The sequence below is a fragment of the Flavobacterium sp. RSP46 genome (assembly GCF_003984825.1).
GTDB lineage: Bacteria > Bacteroidota > Bacteroidia > Flavobacteriales > Flavobacteriaceae > Flavobacterium.
The window spans coordinates 73,171-97,079 of sequence record NZ_RYDM01000007.1 but is presented as its reverse complement, the minus strand read 5'-3'; the positions used below and the strand labels follow the sequence as shown (position 1 = coordinate 97,079).

At 35.1% G+C, this 23,909-nt stretch carries 28 protein-coding genes and 1 pseudogene; 12 read left to right on the top strand and 17 right to left on the bottom strand.

Translation table 11 applies throughout. The features are described 5' to 3' along the window. Positions 1-1,284, bottom strand: coding sequence for an MFS transporter (locus EKM01_RS11745; protein ID WP_126460332.1), 1,284 nt, complete (start codon positions 1,282-1,284; stop codon positions 1-3). A gap of 103 nt (positions 1,285-1,387) precedes the next feature. Here EKM01_RS11745 and bshC point away from each other — a divergent pair, with 103 nt between their 5' ends. Both bshC and EKM01_RS11735 read left to right on the top strand, forming a co-directional pair. Continuing rightward, positions 1,388-3,031 carry a bacillithiol biosynthesis cysteine-adding enzyme BshC gene (bshC, locus tag EKM01_RS11740; RefSeq protein ID WP_126768492.1) on the top strand — a complete coding sequence of 548 codons (1,644 nt, stop codon included), beginning with the start codon at positions 1,388-1,390 and terminating at the stop codon, positions 3,029-3,031. An 85-nt stretch (positions 3,032-3,116) separates the two neighbouring features. Then, positions 3,117-3,536 (top strand): nucleoside-diphosphate kinase, encoded by a 420-nt coding sequence (locus tag EKM01_RS11735; protein WP_126576889.1) that lies wholly within the window; start codon positions 3,117-3,119, stop codon positions 3,534-3,536. Between the two features lie 129 nt (positions 3,537-3,665). Here EKM01_RS11735 and EKM01_RS11730 read toward each other — a convergent pair whose 3' ends face one another. Both EKM01_RS11730 and EKM01_RS11725 read right to left on the bottom strand, forming a co-directional pair. Further along, entirely contained in the window at positions 3,666-3,962 is a 297-nt protein-coding gene (locus EKM01_RS11730) for a DUF721 domain-containing protein (RefSeq protein ID WP_126768489.1), read from the bottom strand. After that, positions 3,943-4,386: a hypothetical protein gene (locus tag EKM01_RS11725; RefSeq protein WP_126455073.1), complete on the bottom strand. Its 444-nt coding sequence runs from the start codon at positions 4,384-4,386 to the stop codon at positions 3,943-3,945. Before EKM01_RS11725 ends, EKM01_RS11730 begins: the two co-directional genes overlap by 20 nt. Before the next feature lie 436 nt (positions 4,387-4,822). On the opposite strand from EKM01_RS11725, the pseudogene EKM01_RS11720 reads away from it, so the two are divergent. After that, positions 4,823-5,032 (top strand): annotated as a pseudogene (locus EKM01_RS11720) (serine hydrolase); the annotation flags it as partial. A gap of 188 nt (positions 5,033-5,220) precedes the next feature. Here EKM01_RS11720 and ftsY read toward each other — a convergent pair. From ftsY to EKM01_RS11660, 12 genes are all read right to left on the bottom strand, one after another. After that, a complete protein-coding gene (gene ftsY, locus EKM01_RS11715; RefSeq protein ID WP_126460322.1) occupies positions 5,221-6,201 on the bottom strand; it encodes a signal recognition particle-docking protein FtsY in 981 nt (326 codons plus the stop codon). Between the two features lie 127 nt (positions 6,202-6,328). Further along, positions 6,329-6,481 carry a DUF4295 domain-containing protein gene (locus tag EKM01_RS11710; protein WP_091205215.1) on the bottom strand — a complete coding sequence of 51 codons (153 nt, stop codon included), beginning with the start codon at positions 6,479-6,481 and terminating at the stop codon, positions 6,329-6,331. A 76-nt stretch (positions 6,482-6,557) separates the two neighbouring features. Further along, complete coding sequence (gene rpmG, locus EKM01_RS11705) at positions 6,558-6,740, bottom strand: 50S ribosomal protein L33 (RefSeq protein WP_017495179.1); 183 nt, start codon at positions 6,738-6,740, stop codon at positions 6,558-6,560. Positions 6,741-6,767: 27 nt separating this feature from the next. Then, complete coding sequence (gene rpmB, locus EKM01_RS11700; protein ID WP_126455077.1) at positions 6,768-7,004, bottom strand: 50S ribosomal protein L28; 237 nt, start codon at positions 7,002-7,004, stop codon at positions 6,768-6,770. Between the two features lie 72 nt (positions 7,005-7,076). Beyond that, a complete protein-coding gene (locus EKM01_RS11695; protein WP_126561921.1) occupies positions 7,077-8,330 on the bottom strand; it encodes a CinA family nicotinamide mononucleotide deamidase-related protein in 1,254 nt (417 codons plus the stop codon). Between the two features lie 222 nt (positions 8,331-8,552). Next, complete coding sequence (locus tag EKM01_RS11690) at positions 8,553-8,897, bottom strand: Hpt domain-containing protein (RefSeq protein ID WP_126455081.1); 345 nt, start codon at positions 8,895-8,897, stop codon at positions 8,553-8,555. Beyond that, a complete protein-coding gene (locus tag EKM01_RS11685) occupies positions 8,897-9,508 on the bottom strand; it encodes a fumarylacetoacetate hydrolase family protein (RefSeq protein ID WP_126460317.1) in 612 nt (203 codons plus the stop codon). Before EKM01_RS11685 ends, EKM01_RS11690 begins: the two co-directional genes overlap by 1 nt. Positions 9,509-9,550: 42 nt before the next feature. Continuing rightward, complete coding sequence (locus tag EKM01_RS11680) at positions 9,551-10,327, bottom strand: 3'-5' exonuclease (RefSeq protein WP_126576890.1); 777 nt, start codon at positions 10,325-10,327, stop codon at positions 9,551-9,553. 145 nt (positions 10,328-10,472) lie between these two features. Continuing rightward, positions 10,473-11,798, bottom strand: coding sequence for a dihydrolipoamide acetyltransferase family protein (locus EKM01_RS11675; RefSeq protein ID WP_126768486.1), 1,326 nt, complete (start codon positions 11,796-11,798; stop codon positions 10,473-10,475). An 84-nt stretch (positions 11,799-11,882) separates the two neighbouring features. Then, a complete protein-coding gene (locus tag EKM01_RS11670) occupies positions 11,883-13,040 on the bottom strand; it encodes a glycosyltransferase family 2 protein (RefSeq protein ID WP_126768483.1) in 1,158 nt (385 codons plus the stop codon). Positions 13,041-13,043: 3 nt separating this feature from the next. Further along, a complete protein-coding gene (locus EKM01_RS11665) occupies positions 13,044-13,334 on the bottom strand; it encodes a type II toxin-antitoxin system RelE/ParE family toxin (RefSeq protein ID WP_126455091.1) in 291 nt (96 codons plus the stop codon). Next, positions 13,334-13,576: a hypothetical protein gene (locus EKM01_RS11660; protein WP_126455093.1), complete on the bottom strand. Its 243-nt coding sequence runs from the start codon at positions 13,574-13,576 to the stop codon at positions 13,334-13,336. Before EKM01_RS11660 ends, EKM01_RS11665 begins: the two co-directional genes overlap by 1 nt. Before the next feature lie 362 nt (positions 13,577-13,938). Between EKM01_RS11660 and EKM01_RS11655 the strand changes: the two genes are divergently transcribed. The 4 genes from EKM01_RS11655 to EKM01_RS11640 all read left to right on the top strand — a co-directional run bounded on the left by EKM01_RS11655 (position 13,939) and on the right by EKM01_RS11640 (position 17,372). Then, a complete protein-coding gene (locus EKM01_RS11655) occupies positions 13,939-15,801 on the top strand; it encodes an ABC-F family ATP-binding cassette domain-containing protein (RefSeq protein ID WP_126768481.1) in 1,863 nt (620 codons plus the stop codon). 208 nt (positions 15,802-16,009) lie between these two features. After that, on the top strand, positions 16,010-16,561 hold the full coding sequence (locus EKM01_RS11650) for a hypothetical protein (RefSeq protein ID WP_126768478.1): 552 nt from the start codon (positions 16,010-16,012) through the stop codon (positions 16,559-16,561). A 180-nt stretch (positions 16,562-16,741) separates the two neighbouring features. Next, complete coding sequence (locus EKM01_RS11645; protein WP_126739910.1) at positions 16,742-17,044, top strand: nucleotidyltransferase family protein; 303 nt, start codon at positions 16,742-16,744, stop codon at positions 17,042-17,044. Next, a complete protein-coding gene (locus EKM01_RS11640; RefSeq protein ID WP_126768475.1) occupies positions 17,034-17,372 on the top strand; it encodes a DUF86 domain-containing protein in 339 nt (112 codons plus the stop codon). The genes EKM01_RS11645 and EKM01_RS11640 overlap by 11 nt, the downstream gene beginning before the upstream one ends. A gap of 84 nt (positions 17,373-17,456) precedes the next feature. Here the strand turns inward: EKM01_RS11640 and EKM01_RS11635 are convergent, their stop codons facing one another. Continuing rightward, the gene (locus EKM01_RS11635; protein WP_126561929.1) at positions 17,457-19,007 is read right to left on the bottom strand and encodes an SDR family NAD(P)-dependent oxidoreductase; all 1,551 of its coding nucleotides are present in this window, start codon (positions 19,005-19,007) and stop codon (positions 17,457-17,459) included. Positions 19,008-19,279: 272 nt separating this feature from the next. Between EKM01_RS11635 and EKM01_RS11630 the strand changes: the two genes are divergently transcribed. Then, positions 19,280-20,059, top strand: coding sequence for an O-methyltransferase (locus tag EKM01_RS11630; protein WP_126561930.1), 780 nt, complete (start codon positions 19,280-19,282; stop codon positions 20,057-20,059). Between the two features lie 52 nt (positions 20,060-20,111). Here EKM01_RS11630 and EKM01_RS11625 read toward each other — a convergent pair whose 3' ends face one another. Further along, entirely contained in the window at positions 20,112-20,786 is a 675-nt protein-coding gene (locus tag EKM01_RS11625) for a DUF6565 domain-containing protein (RefSeq protein WP_126561931.1), read from the bottom strand. A 379-nt stretch (positions 20,787-21,165) separates the two neighbouring features. On the opposite strand from EKM01_RS11625, the gene EKM01_RS11620 reads away from it, so the two are divergent. The 4 genes from EKM01_RS11620 (at position 21,166) to EKM01_RS11605 (ending at position 23,864) form a co-directional block, all read left to right on the top strand. Continuing rightward, positions 21,166-21,852: an ABC transporter ATP-binding protein gene (locus EKM01_RS11620; RefSeq protein WP_126455103.1), complete on the top strand. Its 687-nt coding sequence runs from the start codon at positions 21,166-21,168 to the stop codon at positions 21,850-21,852. A gap of 145 nt (positions 21,853-21,997) precedes the next feature. Further along, complete coding sequence (locus tag EKM01_RS11615) at positions 21,998-22,855, top strand: RimK family alpha-L-glutamate ligase (protein ID WP_126768472.1); 858 nt, start codon at positions 21,998-22,000, stop codon at positions 22,853-22,855. 43 nt (positions 22,856-22,898) lie between these two features. Further along, positions 22,899-23,468 carry a cob(I)yrinic acid a,c-diamide adenosyltransferase gene (locus tag EKM01_RS11610; protein WP_126455107.1) on the top strand — a complete coding sequence of 190 codons (570 nt, stop codon included), beginning with the start codon at positions 22,899-22,901 and terminating at the stop codon, positions 23,466-23,468. Between the two features lie 174 nt (positions 23,469-23,642). Next, positions 23,643-23,864: a DUF2795 domain-containing protein gene (locus EKM01_RS11605; RefSeq protein ID WP_007138072.1), complete on the top strand. Its 222-nt coding sequence runs from the start codon at positions 23,643-23,645 to the stop codon at positions 23,862-23,864. Positions 23,865-23,909: the final 45 nt, after the last annotated feature.

The window sequence follows — 23,909 nt, the reverse complement described above, 5'->3', positions numbered from 1 at the left end:
TCAAAACTTATGCTCTTTTTTGCTGACCATCAACAATGAAAATAAAGAGACACAGGCTGCCGTACTTAAGTAAAACCCAACGTAGGTCAGGCTATACTGTGTAGCTAACCAAATCGCAATCATAGGGGCAAAAGCGGCTCCGATAATTCCTGCCATGTTAAATGCCAAAGAGGTCCCTGAATAACGCACCGTTGTAGGAAACAGTTCCGATAAAAAAGTCCCCAATGGGCCATATGTGAATCCCATCAGCGCCATTCCAACACATAAAAACAAAGTCACAAGAACCGAACTGGCAGAATTTAAAAAAAATGAAAATGCAAAACCAAAAACAGCTATTGCTATCGTTGCATAAATAAGCATTTTTCTACGCCCAATACAATCCGCAATTAAAGCAGAAACAGGAATAAAAAGCGCAAAAAACAATACCGAAAACAATTGCATCAATAGAAAATCCCTTTTGGAATAACCCAAATCTGACGTTGCCCAGCTAAGCGTGAACACCGTCATGAGATAAAAAACCAAGAAAGTTGTAATCGACGCAAATGTGCCAAAAATCAATTGGTTTTTATAAAATTTTAATAAAGTAAAAAAGGGAATTTTAACCTCTTGTTGTTCTTTTTTAGAGTTTTTGAAAGCAGGAGTTTCATCAATTTTTAATCGGATATAGAAACCTACAACAACCAATAACGAACTCCCTATAAACGGAATTCTCCACCCGTAGTCCAGAAAAGCTTCGGCACTCATTGTGTCTGTCAAAATCAAGAAAGTACCACCTGAAAGCAACAAGCCTATTGGAGCTCCCAATTGCGGGAACATACCATACCAAGCACGCTTATTAGGCGGAGCATTTTCGATTGCCAATAAAACCGCTCCACCCCATTCGCCACCTAAACCAACTCCTTGACCAAAGCGACACAACATAAGTAATAAAGGAGCTGTAATTCCAATACTGGCATAACTTGGTAAAAAACCAATACAAACAGTTGAAATCCCCATTGTTAATAATGCAATTACTAAGGTGGTTTTACGTCCAATTTTATCACCATAATGGCCAAAGACTGCGGAACCTAAAGGTCGAGAAAGAAAAGCAATCGAAAAAGTTGCAAGAGATAATAAAACAGAATTAGTATTATCTGTTGAAGGAAAAAACAATTGAGGAAAAACTAAAACTGCTGCATTAGCATATATATAAAAATCAAAAAACTCTATAGTTGTACCAATTAAACTGCCAAAAAGAACATGTTTTAAAGAATTTTTATTCGTAAGCTTTAAATTATCTTTCATAAAATTGTTAATTTTTTTTGATAAAATTGATACTATTTTTCGAAAGTAACAAATATTATAGTTCCAATATTTTTCGGTAATTTAGCCTCAAATAAAATTCCATATGCCAACCGACTGTATCAGCTATCAAAATTCAGGATATTTCTCTTCTTTGATGAACGATTATTTAGATCAAAAAAATAATTTACATTCTCTATACAATAGATTTCCAACGCTGGAAAACTTTGAAAAGCAAATCCTTGAAAAGCAAAATAACTTCCCCTCCCCAGCCCTCCCCGAAGGAGAGGGAGTCGAAATGGATAAAAAAATTGTCAATGACAATAAAAGAAATATTTTAGTTTCAGTCTTAAAAAAACAATATTCGGCTATTTCAACTTCTGTTTTAACAAAACAAAATATTGAAACTTTGGCACTTCCAAATACATTTACTGTAACCACTGGCCATCAGCTAAATTTATTCAGTGGACCTTTATATTTTTTATACAAGATTATTTCGACAATTAATTTGACAACCGAATTAAAAGCGAAATATCCCACCTATAATTTTGTCCCAATTTACTGGATGGCTACCGAAGACCATGATTTTGAAGAAATCAATTATTTTAATTTTAAAGGCAAAAAATTCCGTTGGAACAAAGAAAGTACAGGTCCTGTTGGACGATTGTCTACTAAAGGTTTATCCGATTTTCTAGAAGTATATGCGCTGGAATTAGGTTCCGGTACGAATGCAGATACTCTAAAAAAATTATTCAAAGACTCTTATCTGAATCACGATAATTTAGCCGATGCCACACGATTTTTAGCAAATGCATTATTTGGTGCAAATGGTTTAGTCATTTTAGATGCGGATAATTCAGACTTAAAAAGAGCTTTTATTCCTTTTGCAAAAGAAGAATTACTACACCAATCCTCGCATAAATTAGTACTAGAAACTGCCGAAAAATTAAAAGAGTATACGATTCAAGTGAATCCTCGTGAAATCAATTTGTTTTATATTGAAGATAGTATCAGAGAACGCATCATCTTTGAAAATGATCGATACAAAGTAAACCATACTAAAATTGAGTTTTCTGAAACAGAAATTCTATCCCTTTTAGAAAATCATCCAGAGAAATTCAGTCCTAACGTGATTATGCGTCCGTTATATCAAGAAGTGATTCTCCCCAACTTATGCTACATTGGCGGAGGAGGAGAGATTGCCTATTGGCTAGAACTACAATCGTTTTTTGCCGCTGCAAAAGTAACTTTTCCAATACTTTTGCTTAGAAATTCCGTACTATTAGCAACCGAAAAGCAAGCTAAAAAAGCAGACAAATTAGAATTGAATTGGGAAAATTTATTTTCGAAACAGGCAAATTTAGTACCTACTAAAACCAAAGAATTATCAGATTTCCCAGTCGATTTAACGCATCTCAAAATCCAATTGGAAAAACAATTTCAGGAGCTTTATGATGTTGCGACCAAAACCGATAAATCTTTTATTGGAGCGGTAAAAGCCCAGGAAATAAAACAAAACAAAGGATTAGAAAATCTGGAAAAACGATTGCTAAAAGCACAAAAAAGAAAACTAAGTGACGTTTTACAACGCATCACCTACTTGCAAAATGAGCTGTTTCCCAACCAAAGTTTACAGGAACGACAAACTAATTTTTCCGAATTTTATTTGGAATACGGAGATAAACTGATTCCTACATTAATCAACCAACTCCAACCGCTGGACAACAAATTTGAAATTATTGTACTTTAATCAAATTATGATTATTTGAGTGCAATATTTGTAAAAATATTCAATAAAAAAATGCTAATTTTGCATAAAATTAAAAAAAATAAAAATGGCTACTAATAGAACTTTTACAATGATCAAGCCGGATGCTGTTGCTAACGGACACATCGGAAACATACTTGCAATGATTACTACGGCAGGTTTCAAAATCGTTTCTTTAAAATTGACACAATTAACTGTTGCTGATGCACAAGCTTTTTACGAAGTGCACGCTGCAAGACCTTTCTATGCTGAATTAGTAGAGTTTATGTCAAGAGGACCAATTGTTGCTGCTATTTTAGAAAAAGACAACGCTGTTGAAGATTTCAGAACTCTAATTGGAGCTACAAACCCAGCTGACGCTGCTGAAGGAACTATCCGTAAAGCATACGCAACCTCTATTGGAGAAAATGCAGTTCACGGTTCTGATAGCGATGAAAATGCAGCTATCGAAGGTGCGTTCCATTTTGCCGGAAGAGAGCAGTTCTAGTATCGGTTTTCATTCGCAATTGACAGTTACGAATTATAATAAAATAGAAATCCCGTTTCAAAATTGAAACGGGATTTTTTTATATCAAAAATCTGAAATCTAAATTCGTTAATCAACAATCTAAAATCATTACCTTAAAACCACATCCTTCACCACATCTCGTCTTAGTTCCTCATTAATCATAGCCACAATTTTTGATTTACCACGACTTAATTCCTCTCGTAAAACGGACGAGGTCAACTCTACATACAACGTACTTCCTTTCAAAACTACATTATTGGTATAACTGTTCACACCGTTACCCATCAAGTTTTTCCAAGCGTATTTTACGTCCATTTGATCCATTCCGGGCTGCAGCTTATTTACTTGGATAATTTGTTTCAAAACATCCCCTATCGTACTTTGATTATTTAGTCTCTTTGCCATCGCCCAGTAAATTTATTGGTGTTGCTTTCTTGTAATGATATGCTGTTTTTTCTTTGTTCAGTAATACTAATTCTTCCGCTGACACTGCAATTATTTCCTCACTCCATTTCATATAAGGTGTTGAATAATCCACAAACGCCTTGTCATCTGCAAATCGAATTGAAACCTTTTCATACGCATCATTCACCATAAAAGTACCGTCTAGTTGTGGCATGACTTTCTTTCGAAACCCTTTATTCTTTTTGTCAACTTCAAAATAATCATACACTTCATTCATCTTATACTCCTTGTTTTCCCCCTTATCAAAAACAACCTTTTTAATTTCCCAATAGCCGTTTATGTTGGCAATATCAGCAGGTATAATTTCTTGCTGGCATCCCACAAAAAGGAATGCAATAAAAAGAAAGCTAAATGTATTTTTCATATAATTAATATTTTTAGGAGCTATTTCCTGCTTTTCACTTCAATCTTTTTATCCGCCGAAAAAACGGCTAAAAAAGGATTTCCGCTTCAATCAGGGCTAGGTATTTTGAAGTAACCATACTTAAATTGCATACAACAAAGTTACTCTTATTAAATTCACAGAAAACAAAAAAAGTAGAACACATTAAACTATTTTATATATTACTAACCATAAGGTAATTAGAACTAAATTAGAGCGAAATGTAAAAAATAATCTACCGTATCGTCCTCACAATATTTTGCATAAGCTACAGTTCTGAAACTTCAGAACCAACGCCTACTCCAACAGATACACTCTATTTCCTTCCACTAACCGGCGCCACTTGGGTAACAAAATCTAGTATCATTCTTGTCAACGGCCGAATTGTTATGGAAAATCATTTCAATGGTCATCACGCCAATTGGAATTCAACGGTAGTTTAATACCAACAGCTCCTGCCGACATGTTTATGGCCTTAGGCAAAAACGATCAAAAAATTTATGTCATTCCGAGCAAGAAAATGGTCGTTATCAGAATGGGAGAGGTGGTAAACCTTGACAATCCAACTTTAGCTTTATCTGATTTTGATGAAATATTACAGCAGAAAACTAGTGTTTTATATCAGTAAATCTATTTGGTTTTCAAACGTTTAAGAAACCCTAAAACAAAGAAAACCAATCCCATAAGTATCAAAAAATAATACAGACTGATACTTATATCTCGAATAAGATTAGCCGTTATAAAAGAAACTATACTCCCAAAATAAAGGTTTAGTGGTGGTACATTTTTTAAAGAAGAAAAATCCATAATTGTCTTTTATTTAAAGAATGAATCTACAAATTCATATTTATTAAAAACCTGAAGATCCTCAATTCCTTCTCCAACACCAATATATTTTACAGGAATTTTAAACTGATCTGAAATTCCTATCACCACACCGCCTTTGGCAGTGCCGTCAAGTTTTGTAACCGCTAAACAAGTAACCTCAGTAGCGGCAGTGAATTGTTTGGCTTGTTCAAAAGCATTCTGACCCGTTGAACCATCCAAAACTAACAGTACATCATGTGGTGCATCTCCAACAATTTTTTGCATCACTCGTTTTACTTTGGTCAATTCGTTCATTAAATTAATTTTATTATGCAAACGACCTGCGGTATCAATGATAACGATATCCGCATTTTGCGCCACCGCGGATTGCAAGGTATCAAAAGCCACCGAAGCCGGATCACTTCCCATATCCTGACGAACAATAGGAACCCCTACTCGATCCGCCCAAATTTGCAACTGGTCAATGGCAGCGGCCCGAAAAGTATCAGCTGCGCCCAGCACAACGTTGTATCCTTGTTTTTTAAACTGAAAGGCTAATTTACCAATAGTAGTAGTTTTACCAACTCCATTTACACCCACTACCATCAAAACATACGGCTTAGTCTGAGTTGGAATTACAAACTCAGTGGCTTCACCGGAGTTAGTCTCTGATAATAAAGCCGCAATTTCTTCTCTGAGGATCAGATTGAGTTCTTCAATTCCCAGATATTTATCTGCTGCTACCCGACTTTCTATTCTTTCAATGATTTTCAAAGTCGTATTGACACCAACATCGGAAGCAACCAGAATTTCTTCTAAATTATCCAGGACTTCCTCATCCACTTTTGACTTTCCGGCAACCGCTTTGGTTAACTTAGAAAAGAAATTTGTTTTTGATTTTTCAAGACCTTTATCTAATGTTTGCTTCGCCTGTTCGGTTAGGCTCGGGTCTTTTTTGTCTGCTGAAAATATTCTTTTGAAAAAACTCATTGTGTAAATAGTATTAAGAATGAAGTATTTAAGTCCAAAGAACAAATACAATTTCTAATGGTAAATATAGAAAATAAAAAAGCTACTTCCGAATGAAAGTAGCTTTTCTATATACTGCTGTTGTAAATTATTTCTTTTTCAAGAATTCATCAACTGATTCTGGAGTCATAATAGATTCTACGAATGTATATGCACCTGTTTTTGGAGATTTCACCATTTTGATGGCTTTTGATAATCTCTTAGAAGATGTCTGTAACGATGCTACGGTTTTCTTTGCCATGATTCAAATGTTATTTAAATTTAAATAAAATCTCTAAATGTGACCATTTCTAGATTTCTATTAAAATCTCTAATTATTATTTAATTTCTTTGTGAACAGTTACTCTTTTCAAGATTGGATTAAATTTTTTAATCTCTAATCTGTCTGGAGTATTTTTTTTGTTCTTTGTTGTTATGTATCTTGAAGTCCCTGCAACACCTGATGTTTTGTGTTCAGTACATTCTAAAATTACCTGGATTCTATTACCTTTCTTTGCCATCTTGCTATTTTTTTATTTTGGAAGGGATTATTTAATAAATCCTTCTGCTTTTGCTTTTTTCAAAACTGCAGCGATTCCATTTTTATTAATTGTTTTTACCGTAGATGCAGCTACTCGTAGAGTAATCCATCTATCTTCTTCTGGAAGATAAAAACGCTTTTTAACTAAGTTTACAGAAAATTTTCTCTTAGTTTTGTTCATAGCGTGAGAAACGTTATTTCCTACCATCGCTCTTTTACCTGTAAGGTCACAAACTCTTGACATTATACTTATCTTTTATCGTTATTCAAAATCAGGGTGCAAAGAAAAGAAAAATAAACCTATTAAGCAACATATTTACTGCACATTTTTTAAAATTTCTTTCTGTACTAGTTCTAAACTTTTTATTACCGCTCTATCTATCACTTTTTCACGGGGTTGACCAAAATTGAATTCTTCAACAATTACTTCCTTTGGTGTTGCTATTGCAATAAAAACAGTGCCAATTTCTGCATCTGAGTCGCCTTTTGTTGGTCCGGCATTTCCTGTTGTCGCAATTGCATAATCCGTATTCATTCTCTTTTTTATGCTCAAAGCCATTGCAGAAGCTACCTCCTTACTGACTGCGGAATATTCCTTTATCAGACTTTCCGGAATACCCAAAACATCTATTTTAGCTTGGGTTGAGTACGAAACTACACTTCCTGCAAAATAATTGGAAGCACCGGCAACAGCACTTAAAAGCGTTGCTATTTTACCCCCTGTACAACTCTCGGCTGTGGCTATGGTTTTGTTTTGTTGGGTCAAAAGTTTCCCTACTGCAACTTCAATCGTTTCGTCTTCATCATAACCAACGATGATATCATGAATAATTGCGTCCAGCAAGTTTACATTTTCAAGTAGCGCAGTCTCTAATTTATTTTTATCTGTACCACGTGCCGAAAGACGCAATCGTACGCGTCCCGGAGCAGGCAAATAAGCCAGCTTAATAAATACAGGAAGGTTATTTTCCCAATCCTCTATTCGTTCCGCCACCAGACTCTCGCCCTGACCATAGGTCAGAATTGTTTTATGAATTATATAAGGGCGCTCATATTCCCGAACTACTTTCGGGATGATTTCATGCTCCATTAAATACTTCATTTCATAAGGAACTCCAGGAAGCGAAATAAAAACAGTGTTTTCCTTTTTCATCCACATTCCTGGTGCCGTACCTACCTGATTGTGAAGTACCGTACATTTCGAAGGAACCAGCGCCTGATCTTTATTGATTTGCGTAATGGTTCGCTTATAAAAACCTTCTATAAGTTGCGTGACATGAGCTAACACTTTTTGATCAACAACTAATTCATCTTCAAAGTAATCACAAAATGTTTTCTTGGTAATATCATCTTTTGTTGGCCCTAGACCTCCAGTTATAATAACCAAATCGACTTTGTTTTGAAGTGCTGTAAACGTATCAAAAATGTGTTTTTTATCATCACTAATCGAAATCATTTCGTTGATTTCAACACCAATTTTATCTAACGATTTGGCTATAAAACCAGAATTTGTATCGACAATTTGGCCTATTAAAATTTCGTCACCTATGGTAACTATGGTTGCTTTCATTTTTTTTGGTGCTGCTTATTTTGTAAAACTGTATTTAAAAAAGGAAAGTGTAAATTGGCAGATTCCTTTTTTTGCGTGAGGGATAACAGTGAAAATCCTTCCGTTTTTTCGGAAGATTACTTCACCTAAACAATTATTTTAATAGGGGTTCAGTGAACTTCGTTTGCAACGGATAGCCCGACCACGCTTTAACGTAAGTGAAAGCGTGGTCACGCCCAAATTTTACAAATCAAAGTCTTTTTTAATTTCTTTAATGGCTTCTTTCACCTGATTTTTTACACTCTTAAACGTTTCTTTGATTTCTTTCTTTTTACCTTCAGTCTTTGTCCAGGCTTCAACTTGAAGAATTTCTTCAAAAGCAACATTAAGTCCCATCAAATCCAGGGTTGGCTTTATTTTGTGTGCATAAGCATAGGCATGCTTGTGGTCTTTCTTTTTTATTCCTTCTTTAATTTGCTCTAGATCTGCCGGAACTTCAGTCACAAACAAAGTCAGAATTTCATTTACAAATTCAGGGTCGTTGTCCGACAGTGCGTACACTTTTGACAGGTTGTAGTTTATTGCCATTATTTTACTTGTATTCTAAATAGTTGTTGCCCTTCTAAAAATCCTTCTAAAACGTCCTCCGGCTTTACCGCTGCCACTCCTTCCGGGGTTCCTGTAAAAATGATATCGCCAATTTTTAATGTGAAAAACTGAGAAACGTATGAAATCAGCTCATCAATTTTCCAGAGCATCAAACTCGAATTACTCATTTGAACCGTTTCATTATTTTTCTTTAATTCAAAAGTAATATTTTCTACGGAACTAAATTCATTTTTTGATACAAATTCACCTATAACTGCCGAGCCATCAAATGCTTTGGCTTTTTCCCAAGGCAGCCCTTTTGCTTTTAATTTGTCTTGTAAATCCCGAGCGGTAAAATCGATTCCCACACTAATTTCGTCATAATATTTATGAGCAAACTTAGGCTCGATGTATTTCCCTACTTTACTTATCTTGACTATAATTTCGATTTCGTGGTGCACCTCTTCCGAAAATTCCGGGATTACAAACGGATGTTGTTTTAATAAAACGGCTGAATCCGGTTTCATGAAAACCACAGGTTCCGTGGGCCGCTCGTTTTGTAATTCCTCTATGTGATTGGTATAATTCCTACCGATACAGATTATTTTCATATTTTATTAATTAAAAAATTTAATGATTGAAAGATTCAAAAATTAACTTAATTTATTATTCAGTTTTCGTAGTTTAATTGCCGTTAAAACTTTCTTGGTGTACAACGGAAAATCGGCATTTTGAATCCAACTGAAATAACCGGGCTCTGTTTCCAGAATTTTACCCACTTTTACTCCTTTGTGTTTTCCAAAAGTAAAAATCTCCTCCTCATCCTTATCAAAAGCAATCATTCCTGCGAAATCAGCAATTTTCTTTCTTGTTGTAAACTCGGACAATAATTTCATATCGTTTTCAAGTTCCGGATAGCGATCCAGTTGCGCTTTCAGAATCTCGTAAGTTGCCATGGTATCTGCTGCTGCAGAGTGTGCATTTTCAAGCGTTTTTCCACAATAAAATTTGTGAGCTGCGCTCAATGTACGCTCTTCCATTTTATGAAAAACGGTTTGCACATCAACAGAAACCCTTCCTTTCATATCAAAATCTACTCCGGCACGTAGCATTTCTTCAGCCAATAACGGAATATCAAAACGATCCGAATTAAATCCAGCTAAATCACTGTCTTTAATCATATTATACACTTGCGCGGCCAGTTCATTAAAAGTAGGTTCATTGGCCACTTTTTCATCAGTAATGCCATGAACAGCGGTTGTTTGAGGTGGAATTGGGATTGTTGGATTGACCAACCACGTTTTACTTTCTTTATTTCCGTTCGGAAAAACTTTTAAAACTGAGATTTCTACAATTCTATCTTTTCCGATATCAATCCCTGTGGTTTCTAGATCGAAAAAACAAATTGGTTTATTGAGTTTGAGTTCCATTTTTAATTTTTGTGTGGTTACAAATATAGAAATTTGGGTTTAATTTCATTTAAAGTTCACCGTTTAAAGTTTCATAAAATCTTAAAAAAAGAAAACCCGATTGATTTTTAAAAATCAATCGGGTTTTTATTCTAAATATTAGCTTTTAAACATCTCTGTTTACATCAAATGCTTCTAAGTATTCAGCGACTCTTTTTACAAAACTACCGCCTAAAGCTCCATCTACCACTCTATGATCATAGCTGTGTGATAAGAACATTTTTTGACGAATCCCGATAAAATCTCCTTCAGGGGTTTCAATTACAGCGGGCATTTTACGGATTGCTCCAAGGGCTAAAATACCCACTTGAGGCTGATTTAAAATTGGCGTACCAAAAACACTTCCAAAAGTTCCCACATTAGTAACTGTATAGGTTCCGCCTTGAGTATCGTCCGGTTTTAGTTTTCCAGCTTTTGCACGACCTCCTAAATCATTGACCGCTTTAGCCATTCCTACTAAATTCAACTGATCCGCATTTTTAATAACGGGAACAATTAAATTTCCGTTTGGTAACGAAGCAGCCATTCCTAAGTTGATGTTTTTCTTCTTGATAATATAATCGCCATCCACAGAAATATTCATTCCTGGAAAATCTTTTATCGCTTTAGCAACCGCTTCCATGAAAATTGGCGTATACGTCAACTTCTCCCCTTCTCTTTTTTCGAAAGCAACTTTATTTTTCTCTCTCCATTTCACAATATTCGTCACATCGACTTCGATAAACGATTGTACGTGAGCCGAAGTTTGTACCGAAGCGACCATGTATCCCGCAATTAGCTTGCGCATTCTGTCCATTTCTATAATTTCATCACCACCGCTTACGGATAACGGAGCTGCTTTTTGAGCTGCTGGCACTGCAACCGATTTTTGAACTGCTGCCACCGGAACTGCAATAGCAGGCTGACTAGTTCTGTTTTTTACATACTCTAAAATATCATTTTTAGTCACTCTTCCCTCTTTTCCTGTTCCCGAAATTGCTGCTAATTCAGCCACAGAAACTCCTTCTTCTTTAGCAATATTTTTTACCAAAGGCGATAAGAATTTTTCAGATTCCGAGTAATCGGAAGACAAATCTACCGGAGTCGCAACACTTTCGTTGGATCCTGAAGCTTCGGGATTAACCATTTTTGTTACTTCAGCAATACCCTCAGGAGCTACAGCTTCTTTAACAATTGGCACAAGCGCTCCATCTTCAGTCTCAATAATAGCAATAGTTTGCCCTACCTGAACTAAATCATCTTTACCAAACAGTTGTTCTACTAAAATTCCCGAAACTTCGCTTGGTACTTCACTGTCTACTTTATCAGTAGCAATTTCAAGTACTGCTTCATCCGCTTCAATTTTGTCGCCAACTTCTTTTAACCAGTTTGTAATGGTTGCTTCTGCAACGCTTTCTCCCATTTTTGGAAGTTTTAATTCAAATCTTGCCATATTGTTAACCTAAAAGGTGATATTGATTTTCAGTTTGCGAAATTACTAAATATTTCAAACATAAATTACATTAAATGTAATTTTTTACTCTATTTCTATAATCTCACCTCTCTCATTACTATTATTACTTCCTATTAAAAAATTAGCGTTTTTTGGTATAATTTTAAAGGTAAATCCTTTATTCCTTGAAGATTCGAGAATTGCGATACATTTTTTGAAAGAAATGAATTCGTTATCTAAAATAATTTCTGCACCTATTTTACTTTTAACAGAAGACGAAATTACTGTTTTTTCTGTTTTCAAATCGTGAAACAGGACTTTTTTTTGCAAAACCAAATGGAGCTTATCTGCTAATTTTTGGTTAGCTGAATACAAAAGATACGATTTTGGAATGATTTTTATTCCTGGTTTCCCTTGAAACATTTTCGCCAAAGAAAAAAAGACAATCCCAATTTTCATAAAAAGGGAGAAAAATAAAACACTTTTAAAATGCTTTTTGTAGAAGAAATTCATCGCTTCCTGAAACCGTTTCATATACGTTTCATCCTTAACCGTGCTTTCTCCTTTGTAATGAATTACGGTCGTTTCATGGAAATAATAATTGAATTTTCCTTCTTTCAGGACTCGATACGACAAATCAATATCGTCAGAATACATAAAACAATCTTCATCAAATCCGGCTACTTCAAGATACAAATCTCTTTTCATAACCATAAAAGCACCCACAAGAATGGCTACTTTCCCGGTTTGGTTTTCACTTAAATGTTGCGCATAATACTTCCCGAATGTTCCAGAAAATAATTTGTATAAACCTGTAATTTTGGTAAAAGCGACCCAAGGTGTCGGAACGCCACGTTTGCTTTCGGGCAGAAATCTTCCGGTTCCATCGATGAGCTTACAGCCCACGATTCCTAAATCCGATTGTTTTTGGGCGAAAGCCAATACTTTCATAAACGTATCTTCGGCAACAACAGTATCGGGATTCAGAACGCAAATGTATTCGCCTTGCGCTTGGGCTACCCCAATGTTATTGCCTTTGGGAAAGCCAAGATTTTCTTTGTTTTGAATGAGTTTTACGTTAGGAAAAAGCTTTTGCATCATTGCACAACTGTCATCCGAAGAATTGTTATCAATTACAATAATTTCGCCGTCAATGGTTTCTAATGCGTTTTGAACGCTTAAAACACAGAGCTCCAGAAAATAGCGAACGTTGTAATTGAGAATGATGACAGATAGTTGCAAAGCTTATTGTTTTAGTTTTTTGGGATTTTGTTTCGTGTTGAAAATTCTCAAAACTACAACACTTTCTTTCTCTACGGAATAGATAATTTTAAAACTCCAAATGGCCACAAATCTAACTTTTTGGATATTAATTATTGGCTCAACCGGAAATTTATAAGGAAAATTCGGCAGAGAATTTGCCAAATCATAAATTTCATTAAATACTAAAATAGCATTTTGAGGACTTTCTTTTTTTATGTACTTATAAATAGCTTCTAGTTCATTTGATGCTTTTTTACTCCAAAGCACCCTCATTAACCTAGAATTTTTTTTCTGACATCTTCACTAGAATAGGTTTCTAACTTTCCTTCATTCAATTGATGTAAAGCCTCATGAATGTCTTTAGTATATTCTTTTTCAGAAATTGGGTTTCCATCTGCGTCATAACCAACTATATTTTCTTCATCAAGAAGTTTTGCTATTTTACTAAGAATCTTATTGTCGTTAATACTTAAGATTCTTTGCGTGATGCTGATTTTTAAAGTCTCCGTTTTCATGATACAAATTTTTAACCACTCAAATTTACGTCATTTTATTGAAAATTAAAAAAAAACATGTTTCTCCACTAGCCCCGAAGGAAGGGAAAATTTTTTTTTGTTCTTTCTTTAAGGACTAAAAGAGTACTTCACCAAGTTAATATTTTCATCGGTGTTCAGTGAATTTCATTTAGAATGAAAGCTGGACCTTTAGTTCCAAATAAAACCAAGTCATTCGCTCCTAAAAAACAGGTTATCATGTTTAGTTTTAACATTACTTAAACGATAAAACTTGAAACCTAATATAAATGAATTACTTTTGCAAAAAAGTTATGTTTAGTAATGCATGCATCTCTTATAATTTATAACTCATACCCTACAAAGTGAATTACTTATCTGTCGAAAATATCTCTAAATCTTTTGGAGAAAGAACACTTTTTGAAAACATTTCTTTTGGAATTAGTAAAGACCAAAAAATCGCCTTCATTGCCAAAAATGGCTCTGGAAAAACGACTATCATGAGCATCATTAACGGTTTGGAAGAATCAGATACCGGACAAGTTGTACTCAGAAAAGGTATCAAAATGGCCTTCCTTTCGCAAAATAACAATTTGCAGGAAGAATTGACGATTGAAGAAAGCATTTTCGCATCGGATAATGAGACTTTGAAAGTGATTGAAGCGTATGAAAAAGCATTAGAAAATCCGGAAGACGAAGAAGCCTACCAAAAAGCTTTTGACGGAATGGATCAGCACAATGCGTGGGACTTTGAAACACAATACAAGCAAATTCTGTTCAAACTGAAGTTGGAAGATTTCAAACTGAAAGTAAAAAATCTTTCTGGTGGACAGAAAAAAAGACTTTCATTAGCTATTATTTTGATCAATCGTCCCGATTTATTAATTCTGGATGAGCCTACCAACCACTTGGATTTAGAGATGATTGAATGGCTGGAAAGCTATTTTACTAAAGAAAATATTACGTTGTTTATGGTGACGCACGACCGTTTCTTCTTGGAGCGTGTTTGTAACGAAATCATCGAACTGGATAACGGAAAATTATACCAATACAAAGGAAATTACTCGTATTATTTAGAGAAAAAAGAGGAACGCATTGCATCAGAAAATTCGAGTGTGGATAAAGCGCAAAACCTTTTTGTAAAAGAACTGGAATGGATGCGTCGTCAGCCAAAAGCGAGAACAACCAAATCGAAATCGCGTCAAGATGATTTTTATGACATAAAGGAGAAAGCACAAAGCCGCCGCCGTGAAAACAAAGTAGAGCTTGAAATTAACATGGAACGTATGGGAAGCAAGATTATCGAGCTTCACAAAATCTCCAAAAAATTCAAGGATCATGTCATTATGGATAATTTCAGTTTTGATTTTCAACGTGGCGAACGCATTGGAATCATTGGGAAAAACGGAACTGGTAAATCTACTTTCTTGAATTTATTGACCGGAAACGTTTCGCTTGATAGCGGTAAAGTGGTGATTGGTGAAACGATAAAAGTGGGTTACTACACACAAAGCGGAATCAACCCAAAACCGGGTCAGCGCGTGATTGATGTGATTAAAGAATACGGAGAATTCATTCCGTTGATGAAAGGAAAATTGATTTCGGCTTCACAATTGTTAGAGCGTTTCTTGTTTGATGCTAAAAAACAATACGATTTCGTGGATAGATTGAGTGGTGGAGAATTGAAACGTTTGTACTTGTGTACGGTTTTGATTCAGAATCCAAATTTCTTGATTCTGGATGAGCCTACGAATGATTTGGATATTGTGACACTGAATGTTTTGGAAAGTTTCCTTTTAGATTATCCGGGTTGTCTTTTAGTGGTTTCTCATGATAGGTATTTTATGGATAAAATTGTGGATCACTTATTCATTTTTAGAGGACAAGGTGTAGTGGAAGATTTTCCTGGAAACTATTCTGATTTTAGAGCTTATGAAGACAGTGCTGATGTTGCTCAAAAAGAGGAAAACAAAGCGGATAAGAAAGACTGGAAACAAAACAATCCAACCGGTAACCTAACTTTCAACGAGCAAAAAGAATTCCAGAAAACCGAGAAAGAAATCAAGGACTTAGAGTTTCAGAAAATAGCTATTGAGCAATTATTCTCAGACGGGAAAATTGCCGACACCGACATTGAAAAGAAGGCGAACGAATTGAGAAACATCATCAATAAAATTGAAGAAAAAGAAGAACGCTGGTTTGAGCTGAGTGCGAAGATAGAAGGATAAAATTAGGATTCAGTGTTCAGTCGCGGTTTGCAGTACTGAACATTAGTGCTATTTAGGACTACACCCACAACAGAATTTTGATTTTGTTGTGGGTTTGTTTTTTTTTGGTAAAAAAAATGATCTTAAATTAGTAAGCAAAATTAATGTTAATACAAAAAATTGATCTTTTGTAAGAATATTTAATACATTTGGTAAAAAAACAGCCAAGATGAAATTAAATTTTATTGAAACAACTAAATATATTGGAATTTTAATTTTGGCAACTTTAATTACATTCTTTTTCCATGAAATGTCTCATTGGATATCCTATAAATTATTGGGATATAACGCTGGATTTACTCTTAATGGGGCTTCTTTAAAAGATTCTACAATTGAGTTATCTAAAATTCAACGAATAATCACAAGTGCATCAGGACCTCTATTCACAATCATTCAAGGAATAACGTTTTTCTTTATTTTAAGAAAGTATAATAATGTAATGCTTTATCCATTTCTATTTTTACCTTTTGTTATGAGATTAGGAGCAGGTTGGGCAAATCAGTTCCAACCGAATGACGAAGGAAGAATTAGTCTGGCTCTAAACTTTAATTTATACACGCTTTCAGCAATCGTAGTTGCTTTTCTTTTATTCTTAATATTCCGAATTTCAAAGCAAAATAAATTTTCATTTTCATTAAACCTTTTGACATTTACAATCTCTATTATATTAATGCTTAGTCTCGCTTATTTGGATTCCAAATATAAATTAAGAATTATATAAAGATGGGAATATTGTCTTCAGCTCTTCGAAGTATACAATAGTTCTTGGTTAAGCTACTCAAATGTCTGTGACTTTGCGCCCACAACACTGAACCATTTAATAAATCAAATAGGAATTCGAATAGTCAAAATTCCCGTAAATGAATTATTTTACGTATTTTTGAATTAAACTATTTACACCATGAATCCAATAGAAAGCCATAACGCTGATATAACAAAATTATGCAAAACGCATAATGTTAAGTCATTGTATGCATTTGGTTCTGTTTTAACTGAAAAATTCAATACGGAAAGTGACATTGACTTAATCGTTGAATTTCAACCGTTAGATGTCTTAGATTATGCAGATAATTATTATGATTTAAAATTTTCACTAGAAACGATATTAAAAAGAGAAATTGATTTGCTTGAAGAAAAAGCAATTAAAAATCCTTATTTTAGAAAAACTATAAATCAAAATAAACAACTGATTTATGGACAATAATATTAAAACTTGGCTTTATGATATTTTAAGTTCCATTAATGAAATTGAAAGTTATTTTATTGACAGATCTAAAGAATTTAAAGTCTATGAAAATGACATAAGAACAAAAAGAGCTGTCGAAAGGAATATTGAAATCATTGGTGAAGCAATGAACCGAATTTTAAAAGAAGATAGTGAAATAATTATTTCGAACTCCCGAAAAATAGTAGATGTTAGAAATAGAATAATTCACGGTTATGATTCGGTTTCGGATGACGTGATTTGGGGAATTGTAATCCTCCATTTACCCATTCTACAAAAAGAGGTCGAAAAAATGCTTCGAGAATAGTAAACAATGCTGAAATTAACACATAAAGAAAACCACAACAAATTTAATTCTGTTGTGGTTTTGTATTTTATAAACTTATCGCTTCTACCAAGGAATCGGATTGTAATCTTTCAAAAACTTCCCGCACCAATGTTTTCCTGTATTAATACCGTCAAACAACGGATCCATCACTCGTGCTGCTCCATCCACAATATCTAATGGCGGTTGAAAATCCTCTTCTTCCTGTTTTCTTTTGGCTAATTCTGCAGGATCTTCGTCGGTTACCCAGCCGGTATCAACCGCATTCATAAAAATGCCGTCTTTTGCTAAAGTTCCAGAGGAAGTATGTGTCAACATATTCAAAGCGGCTTTGGCCATATTAGTATGCGGATGACGGTCTTCTTTGAAAAAGCGATGAAACTTCCCTTCCATCGCCGACACATTAATGATGTGCTTTTTTCCGGTGTTCTCTTTCTTCATCACTTCCGAAAGGCGGTTACATAATACAAAAGGCGCCACGGAATTTACCAGTTGCACTTCGATCATTTCTGTGGTTTCTATTTGTCCCAAACGCAATCTCCAGCTGTTGGTCTTTCTCAAATCGACTTGCTGTAAATCGGCATCAAGTTCCCCTTCCGGGAAAACTTCATTTGCCACCAAAGCATTATCAAACGAATACGGAATTTGAGACAATTTAGCGGAAGCCCGCAACCCAATTCCAGGTTCTGGTCCGTGCCAAGTCACCGGCATATTCTGATTGGAGGAAGCCCCTGCTGTCAACACTTTTAATTCATCCAAACAATTGGTATGATCCAGCAATAATTCTTGTGCCTGTTGCGGCAAAGAAGCGATAGAACGCTCCTCATTTTCCATTAGATGCGTATAAAATCCCGCAGGACGCCTCACCGTTTGCGCTGCATTATTAATCAGAATATCCAAACGATCGTATTTTTGCTCTATAAAATTGCAGAAAATCTCTACACTTGGAATGTGTCGCAAATCCAATCCGTGAATTTTCAAACGATGTCCCCAATCCATGAAATCGTCTTCCTTAGAAAAACGCAATGCGGAATCCACCGGAAAGCGAGTTGTTGCAATAACGGTCGCTCCACCACGCAACAACATCAATGTAATGTGATATCCAATTTTTAGACGAGAACCAGTGATAACGGCAACTTGCCCATTTACATCTGCGGTTTGAAAACGTTTGGCATAATTAAAATCGCCACAATCGGTACACATTGTATCGTAAAAATGGTGCATTTTAGTAAACTCCGTTTTACACACGTAACAGTTTCGTGGAGTTTCCAGTTCCAATTGTTCTTTGTTCACAAGATCATTGTAAGCCAAAAGTTTTGGCGCCATAAAAACACTTGCTTCACGCGCATGGCGGATTCCGGTTACCTTACGGGCGGTTCGGTCTCGTTTTTCCATTTTGCGTTTAGCAGCCACTTTACCGTCTTTTTTTCTCCGGGAAAGCTCGTCACGATCGGGTCTGGAAAACATACCTGCCGCTTTGATTAAAGCGGTGCGTTGCTCTTTTGGAATATCAAATATTTGATCCGTATCCGTATTCAATTGTGCTAAAATAGCGATGCAGCGGTCAATTTCTTCAGAGCTTATCGTAGTTTTATGTTCTATTTGTTCAATCATCATCGTAAAAAAAATGGATATTATTCTTGTGTAAATTCCAAGGCTGCAAATATAGCCTTTTTAAAGTCGTAATGTTTCGAAGCAATACAGTCGGAAGTCGAAGCGCAAAGATGATAGAATTGTATTTTGACTTTCGACTATTATCTTACTATCTTCGCACCCACAATGTTCTTTCACCAAGATGCACGAAGCAACCGCAAAGATTCACAAAATTGAAAAACTCAGTGTATCTTCGTGTTTTCTCTTTGAGAATCTCTGTGTAACAAAAAAGTTCCATGCTGTTTCAAATCAAATCGTATTTACAATTCCTTTGGCACTCAAAAAATGAGCATGCGGTGCATTCGCCATTTGTGTTTACTTTATTGACGAGATGCTTTTATGATAAAAAATCAAAACCGGAATATACGATTTTAAGAGAATATAGAAACTCGCTTTTAGCAAACAATAATACCATTGAAGTCACTGATTTTGGTGCGGGTTCCAAAGTGTTTAAATCGAATTCCAGAGTTATTGCCAAGATTGCCAAAACAGCAGGGATTTCTCCCAAGCGAGCTGAATTACTTTTTAGAATCACCAATTATTTTCAACCGGACTCTATTTTAGAAATTGGAACTTCATTGGGATTGGCGACTTCTGCCCTAGCTTTAGGGAATTTAAAAGCCCAAATAATCACTTTAGAAGGTTGTCCTGAAACCGCTAGACAAGCTCAATTGCAATTTAAAAAATTCAATTTCAATACTATATGTTCCGAAATAACAGAGTTCAGTACTTATTTACAAACCGAAAGCCTAAAGCCTAAAACCCATAACCTAATTTACTTCGACGGCAATCACTCCAAGAAAGCAACATTAGACTATTTTGAAGTATTACTTCCTACCATTACGAACGAAACCCTTTGGATATTCGATGACATCCACTGGTCGCCAGAAATGGAACAAGCTTGGGAAATTATAAAAAACCATCCCAAAGTAACGGTAACAATTGACACATTTCAGTGGGGATTGGTATTTTTTAGGAGAGAACAACCAAAAGAACATTTTGTGATTCGAACCTAAAAAAAGTGACAGCCATTGCTGACTGCCATTTTCAATATAGAATAACTACTTTTTATTCTTTAGCTTTTTTCATTTCTCCAGATTTTGCTCCCATTCTGTTTAGCGTATAAATTGGTGCAAATTTTAATTTTAAACCCGAAATTTTTCTGTTATCATCCACTGAAAGTCCTTCTTTTTCAACTGTATTTTTTCTACTGTCCAATGCTTCATACATCAATTTGATTTCGTCCCAGTCTTCACGAGAATACTTATCTTTGTTCGTTTCAACTGCATCTACAAATTGCTGGTACACGCTAAGAACATTGTCTTTATCCACCCAGACAAAACTCATATCCTCACCCACTTTCCCTTCACCAAATAAAGCATTCCTCATTTGTTGTTTTGGGTTTGCAGCAGCGGCGGCTTTATCTTGAGCCTCTATTTCGGCTTCGTATTTTGCTTTCAAAGCCTCGTATTTAGCATTTGCTTCATCAAGGTATTTCTGCGCCTCCGCATTGTCTTTCATATTTGCCAATGCTGCCTTTGCATTACCACTTTTTAATTGATACGTAGCTTCAATTCCTTGCCAGTTTGCTTTAGCATTCTCGGAAGAAACATTCCCTAATGAATCCACATACATCACATAAGAATCCACTATTTTCTCCGCTTGCTCTGTTTTTTCATCTTTACAGGAGGCAAATCCTAAAGCGACTACCGCTATTCCTAACACCATTTTTGTACTTTTCATAACTTCTTGATTTGATTAATACTTTTAACAAAAATAAGTAATATTATTATATTATCAATTATAACCAAAAAATGTTATAAATAATTAAAATAATTATGAAATAAATACCAATAAAGTGTAAATTATACAAATTTATACTATAATAACATAAAATTTAATAGAATGATTTAACGTATTAAAAAATACATTTACCAAGAAAATAGAAATAAACGCAAGTACTTCATTAATAAAAAATTATCTGACCGCATAAATCTAAGCTCAAAATGTAACAAATTTAAAAAACATCTACTTATTAATAATTCAAAAGTCTTTTGTACTTTTAAAATCTAATTTAATAGCACCCTACGCACCGTCGAAGGTCAAAAAATCATACATTCTAATGGCAAACCCGCTAATCAAAATAACCAATATCAAACGAGATTTTGTGCTTGGAAATGAAATTGTATATGTTCTCAAAGGCATTGATTTAGAAATAAATAAAGGCGAATACGTAGCATTAATGGGACCTTCAGGATCCGGAAAATCTACCTTAATGAATTTATTAGGTTGCTTAGACACGCCAACTTCTGGCAGTTACATCCTGAATGGGAAGGATGTCAGCCAGATGAAAGATGATGAATTAGCCGAAATTCGCAATAAAGAAATAGGATTTGTTTTCCAAACTTTCAATCTTTTACCCAGAACAACCGCACTAGACAATGTAGCTTTACCCATGATTTATGCCGGTTTCTCTAAATCTGATAGAAATAAACGCGCCACGGAAGTTTTAGAACAAGTAAATCTTGCTGACAGAATGGATCACCAACCCAACCAACTTTCAGGAGGTCAACGCCAGCGGGTGGCAATTGCACGTGCCTTGGTCAATAAGCCGTCCATCATTTTAGCGGATGAACCTACAGGAAATTTAGACAGCAAAACCTCTCTTGAAATCATGAAACTTTTTGGAGACATCCATACCAATGGGAACACCGTTATTTTAGTAACGCACGAAGAAGAAATTGCCGCGTATGCGCATCGAATTATACGTTTGCGTGACGGAATTATTGAAAGCGATACGACCAAATAATTTTTTTTAGGAGCTTTTTCCGGCTATACGCTTGTATCTCTTTCTTTTTTAAAAAGAAAAAAGAAACAGGATACCGCTTCTATCCGGGCTAAAAAATCCCACTCACAAATATCTTTTAAACCCCAAATAAAAACTAGTACCTAAAATGAATATCGCCATACTAACCTGCCAAAAACTTCCCGATTTAAATCCTGAAGATCAAAAAATAATTCCTGCACTAGCCAAACATAATATTAACGCCAAAGCGGTGATTTGGAGTGACAAAACCATTAACTGGGCTGATTTTGATTACCTAATTTTTCGCAATACTTGGGATTATTTCGAAAAAGAAACCGAATTTAATATTTGGCTCCACCAAATAGAAAAACTGGGTATCAAAACACTTAACCCGATTGAAATAATCAAACAAAACATACACAAGTTTTATTTGCGTGAAATGCAAAAGCAAGGAATCACAATATTACCAACCGTATTTATTGACAAAACAGACACTCTGAATCTAGCTGAACACCTACCTTCCCATTGGAAAAAAGCAGTCATAAAACCTGCATTTTCGGCAGGATCGTATCTCACTGAAGTTTTTGAAACATCAGATAGTGAAGAAATAAACCAGAAATATGCGACCATAGCTGCAGAGAAAGACTTGCTGTTACAGGAATTTATGCCGGAGATTCAAACTCTAGGTGAAACTTCATTTATCTTTTTCAATAAAAAATTCTCTCATGCGGTTAACAAAAAGCCGGTAGATGGAGATTTTAGAGTACAATCCCTATTTGGTGGTATCTATAATTTGGTACATCCCAGTTCAGAATTGATTGAAAAAGCACAAAAAGTTGTTGATACTTTTCAAGAGAACTTACTGTACGCCAGGGTAGATGGGATACTGATTGATAATGAACTTTATTTAATGGAAATTGAATGCATTGAACCTGATTTATATTTCAATTTAAGTGAAGGTTCACTGGAACGATTTGTTACGGCAATAGTGGAATTAATACAGTAAATTTGTTTCCATCAAACAAATTACAAATTAACACAAACCTTGGATGAAAGTATATACAAAGACTGGTGATAAAGGAACCACGGCACTTTTTGGCGGAACCAGAGTCCCAAAGGATCATGCACGAATAGAAAGTTATGGTACGGTAGACGAATTGAATTCTCACATTGGACTAATCCGAGATCAGGAGATGAATTCCCATTACAAAGAAATTCTAATCGAGATTCAGGATCGTTTGTTTACAGTAGGCGCTATATTAGCAACGCCACCGGAAAAAGAAGTACTGAAAAACGGCGAACTTCGTTTGAAAAAACTCGGAATAATTGAATCAGATATTGAACTGTTGGAAAATGAAATTGACAGCATGGAAGAAGCATTACCACCCATGACTCATTTCGTACTTCCTGGAGGACATACAACCGTGTCATATTGTCATATAGCACGTTGCGTATGCCGTAGAGCGGAGCGTTTAGCAGTTCATTTAAGCCACAACGAACCGGTTGCAGAAATCGCAATAAAGTACCTGAACCGACTTTCTGACTACCTTTTTGTGTTGGCACGAAAGTTGTCTCATGATCTGAAAGCTACGGAAGTTCAATGGATTCCTAGAAAATAATTTGCAGCATTTAAGGTCTTTTTCAGTTGTATTTATAGTGAAAAAATGCAAACTTTTTAACCGCAAAATTTAAATCAAAAAAAACGTTCTTAACTTTTTATTAAAATAAATGATTTTTTACTTGTCTTTTTCAGTAAAAAATTTATTTTTGCACAAAACTAAACAGACAACAAGATGTATTGGACATTAGAATTAGCATCCTATCTAAGTGATGCACCGTGGCCTGCTAACAAAGACGAACTTATTGACTACGCTATTAGAGCAGGAGCTCCATTAGAAGTAGTAGAAAACCTTCAGTCTATAGAAGATGAAGGCGAGATATATGAATCAATGGAAGAAATTTGGCCAGATTATCCTACAGACGAAGATTATCTTTGGAATGAGGATGAATATTAAAAAGTAAACCAAGAAAAAGTCTCTAAAGAGGCTTTTTTTTTGTTT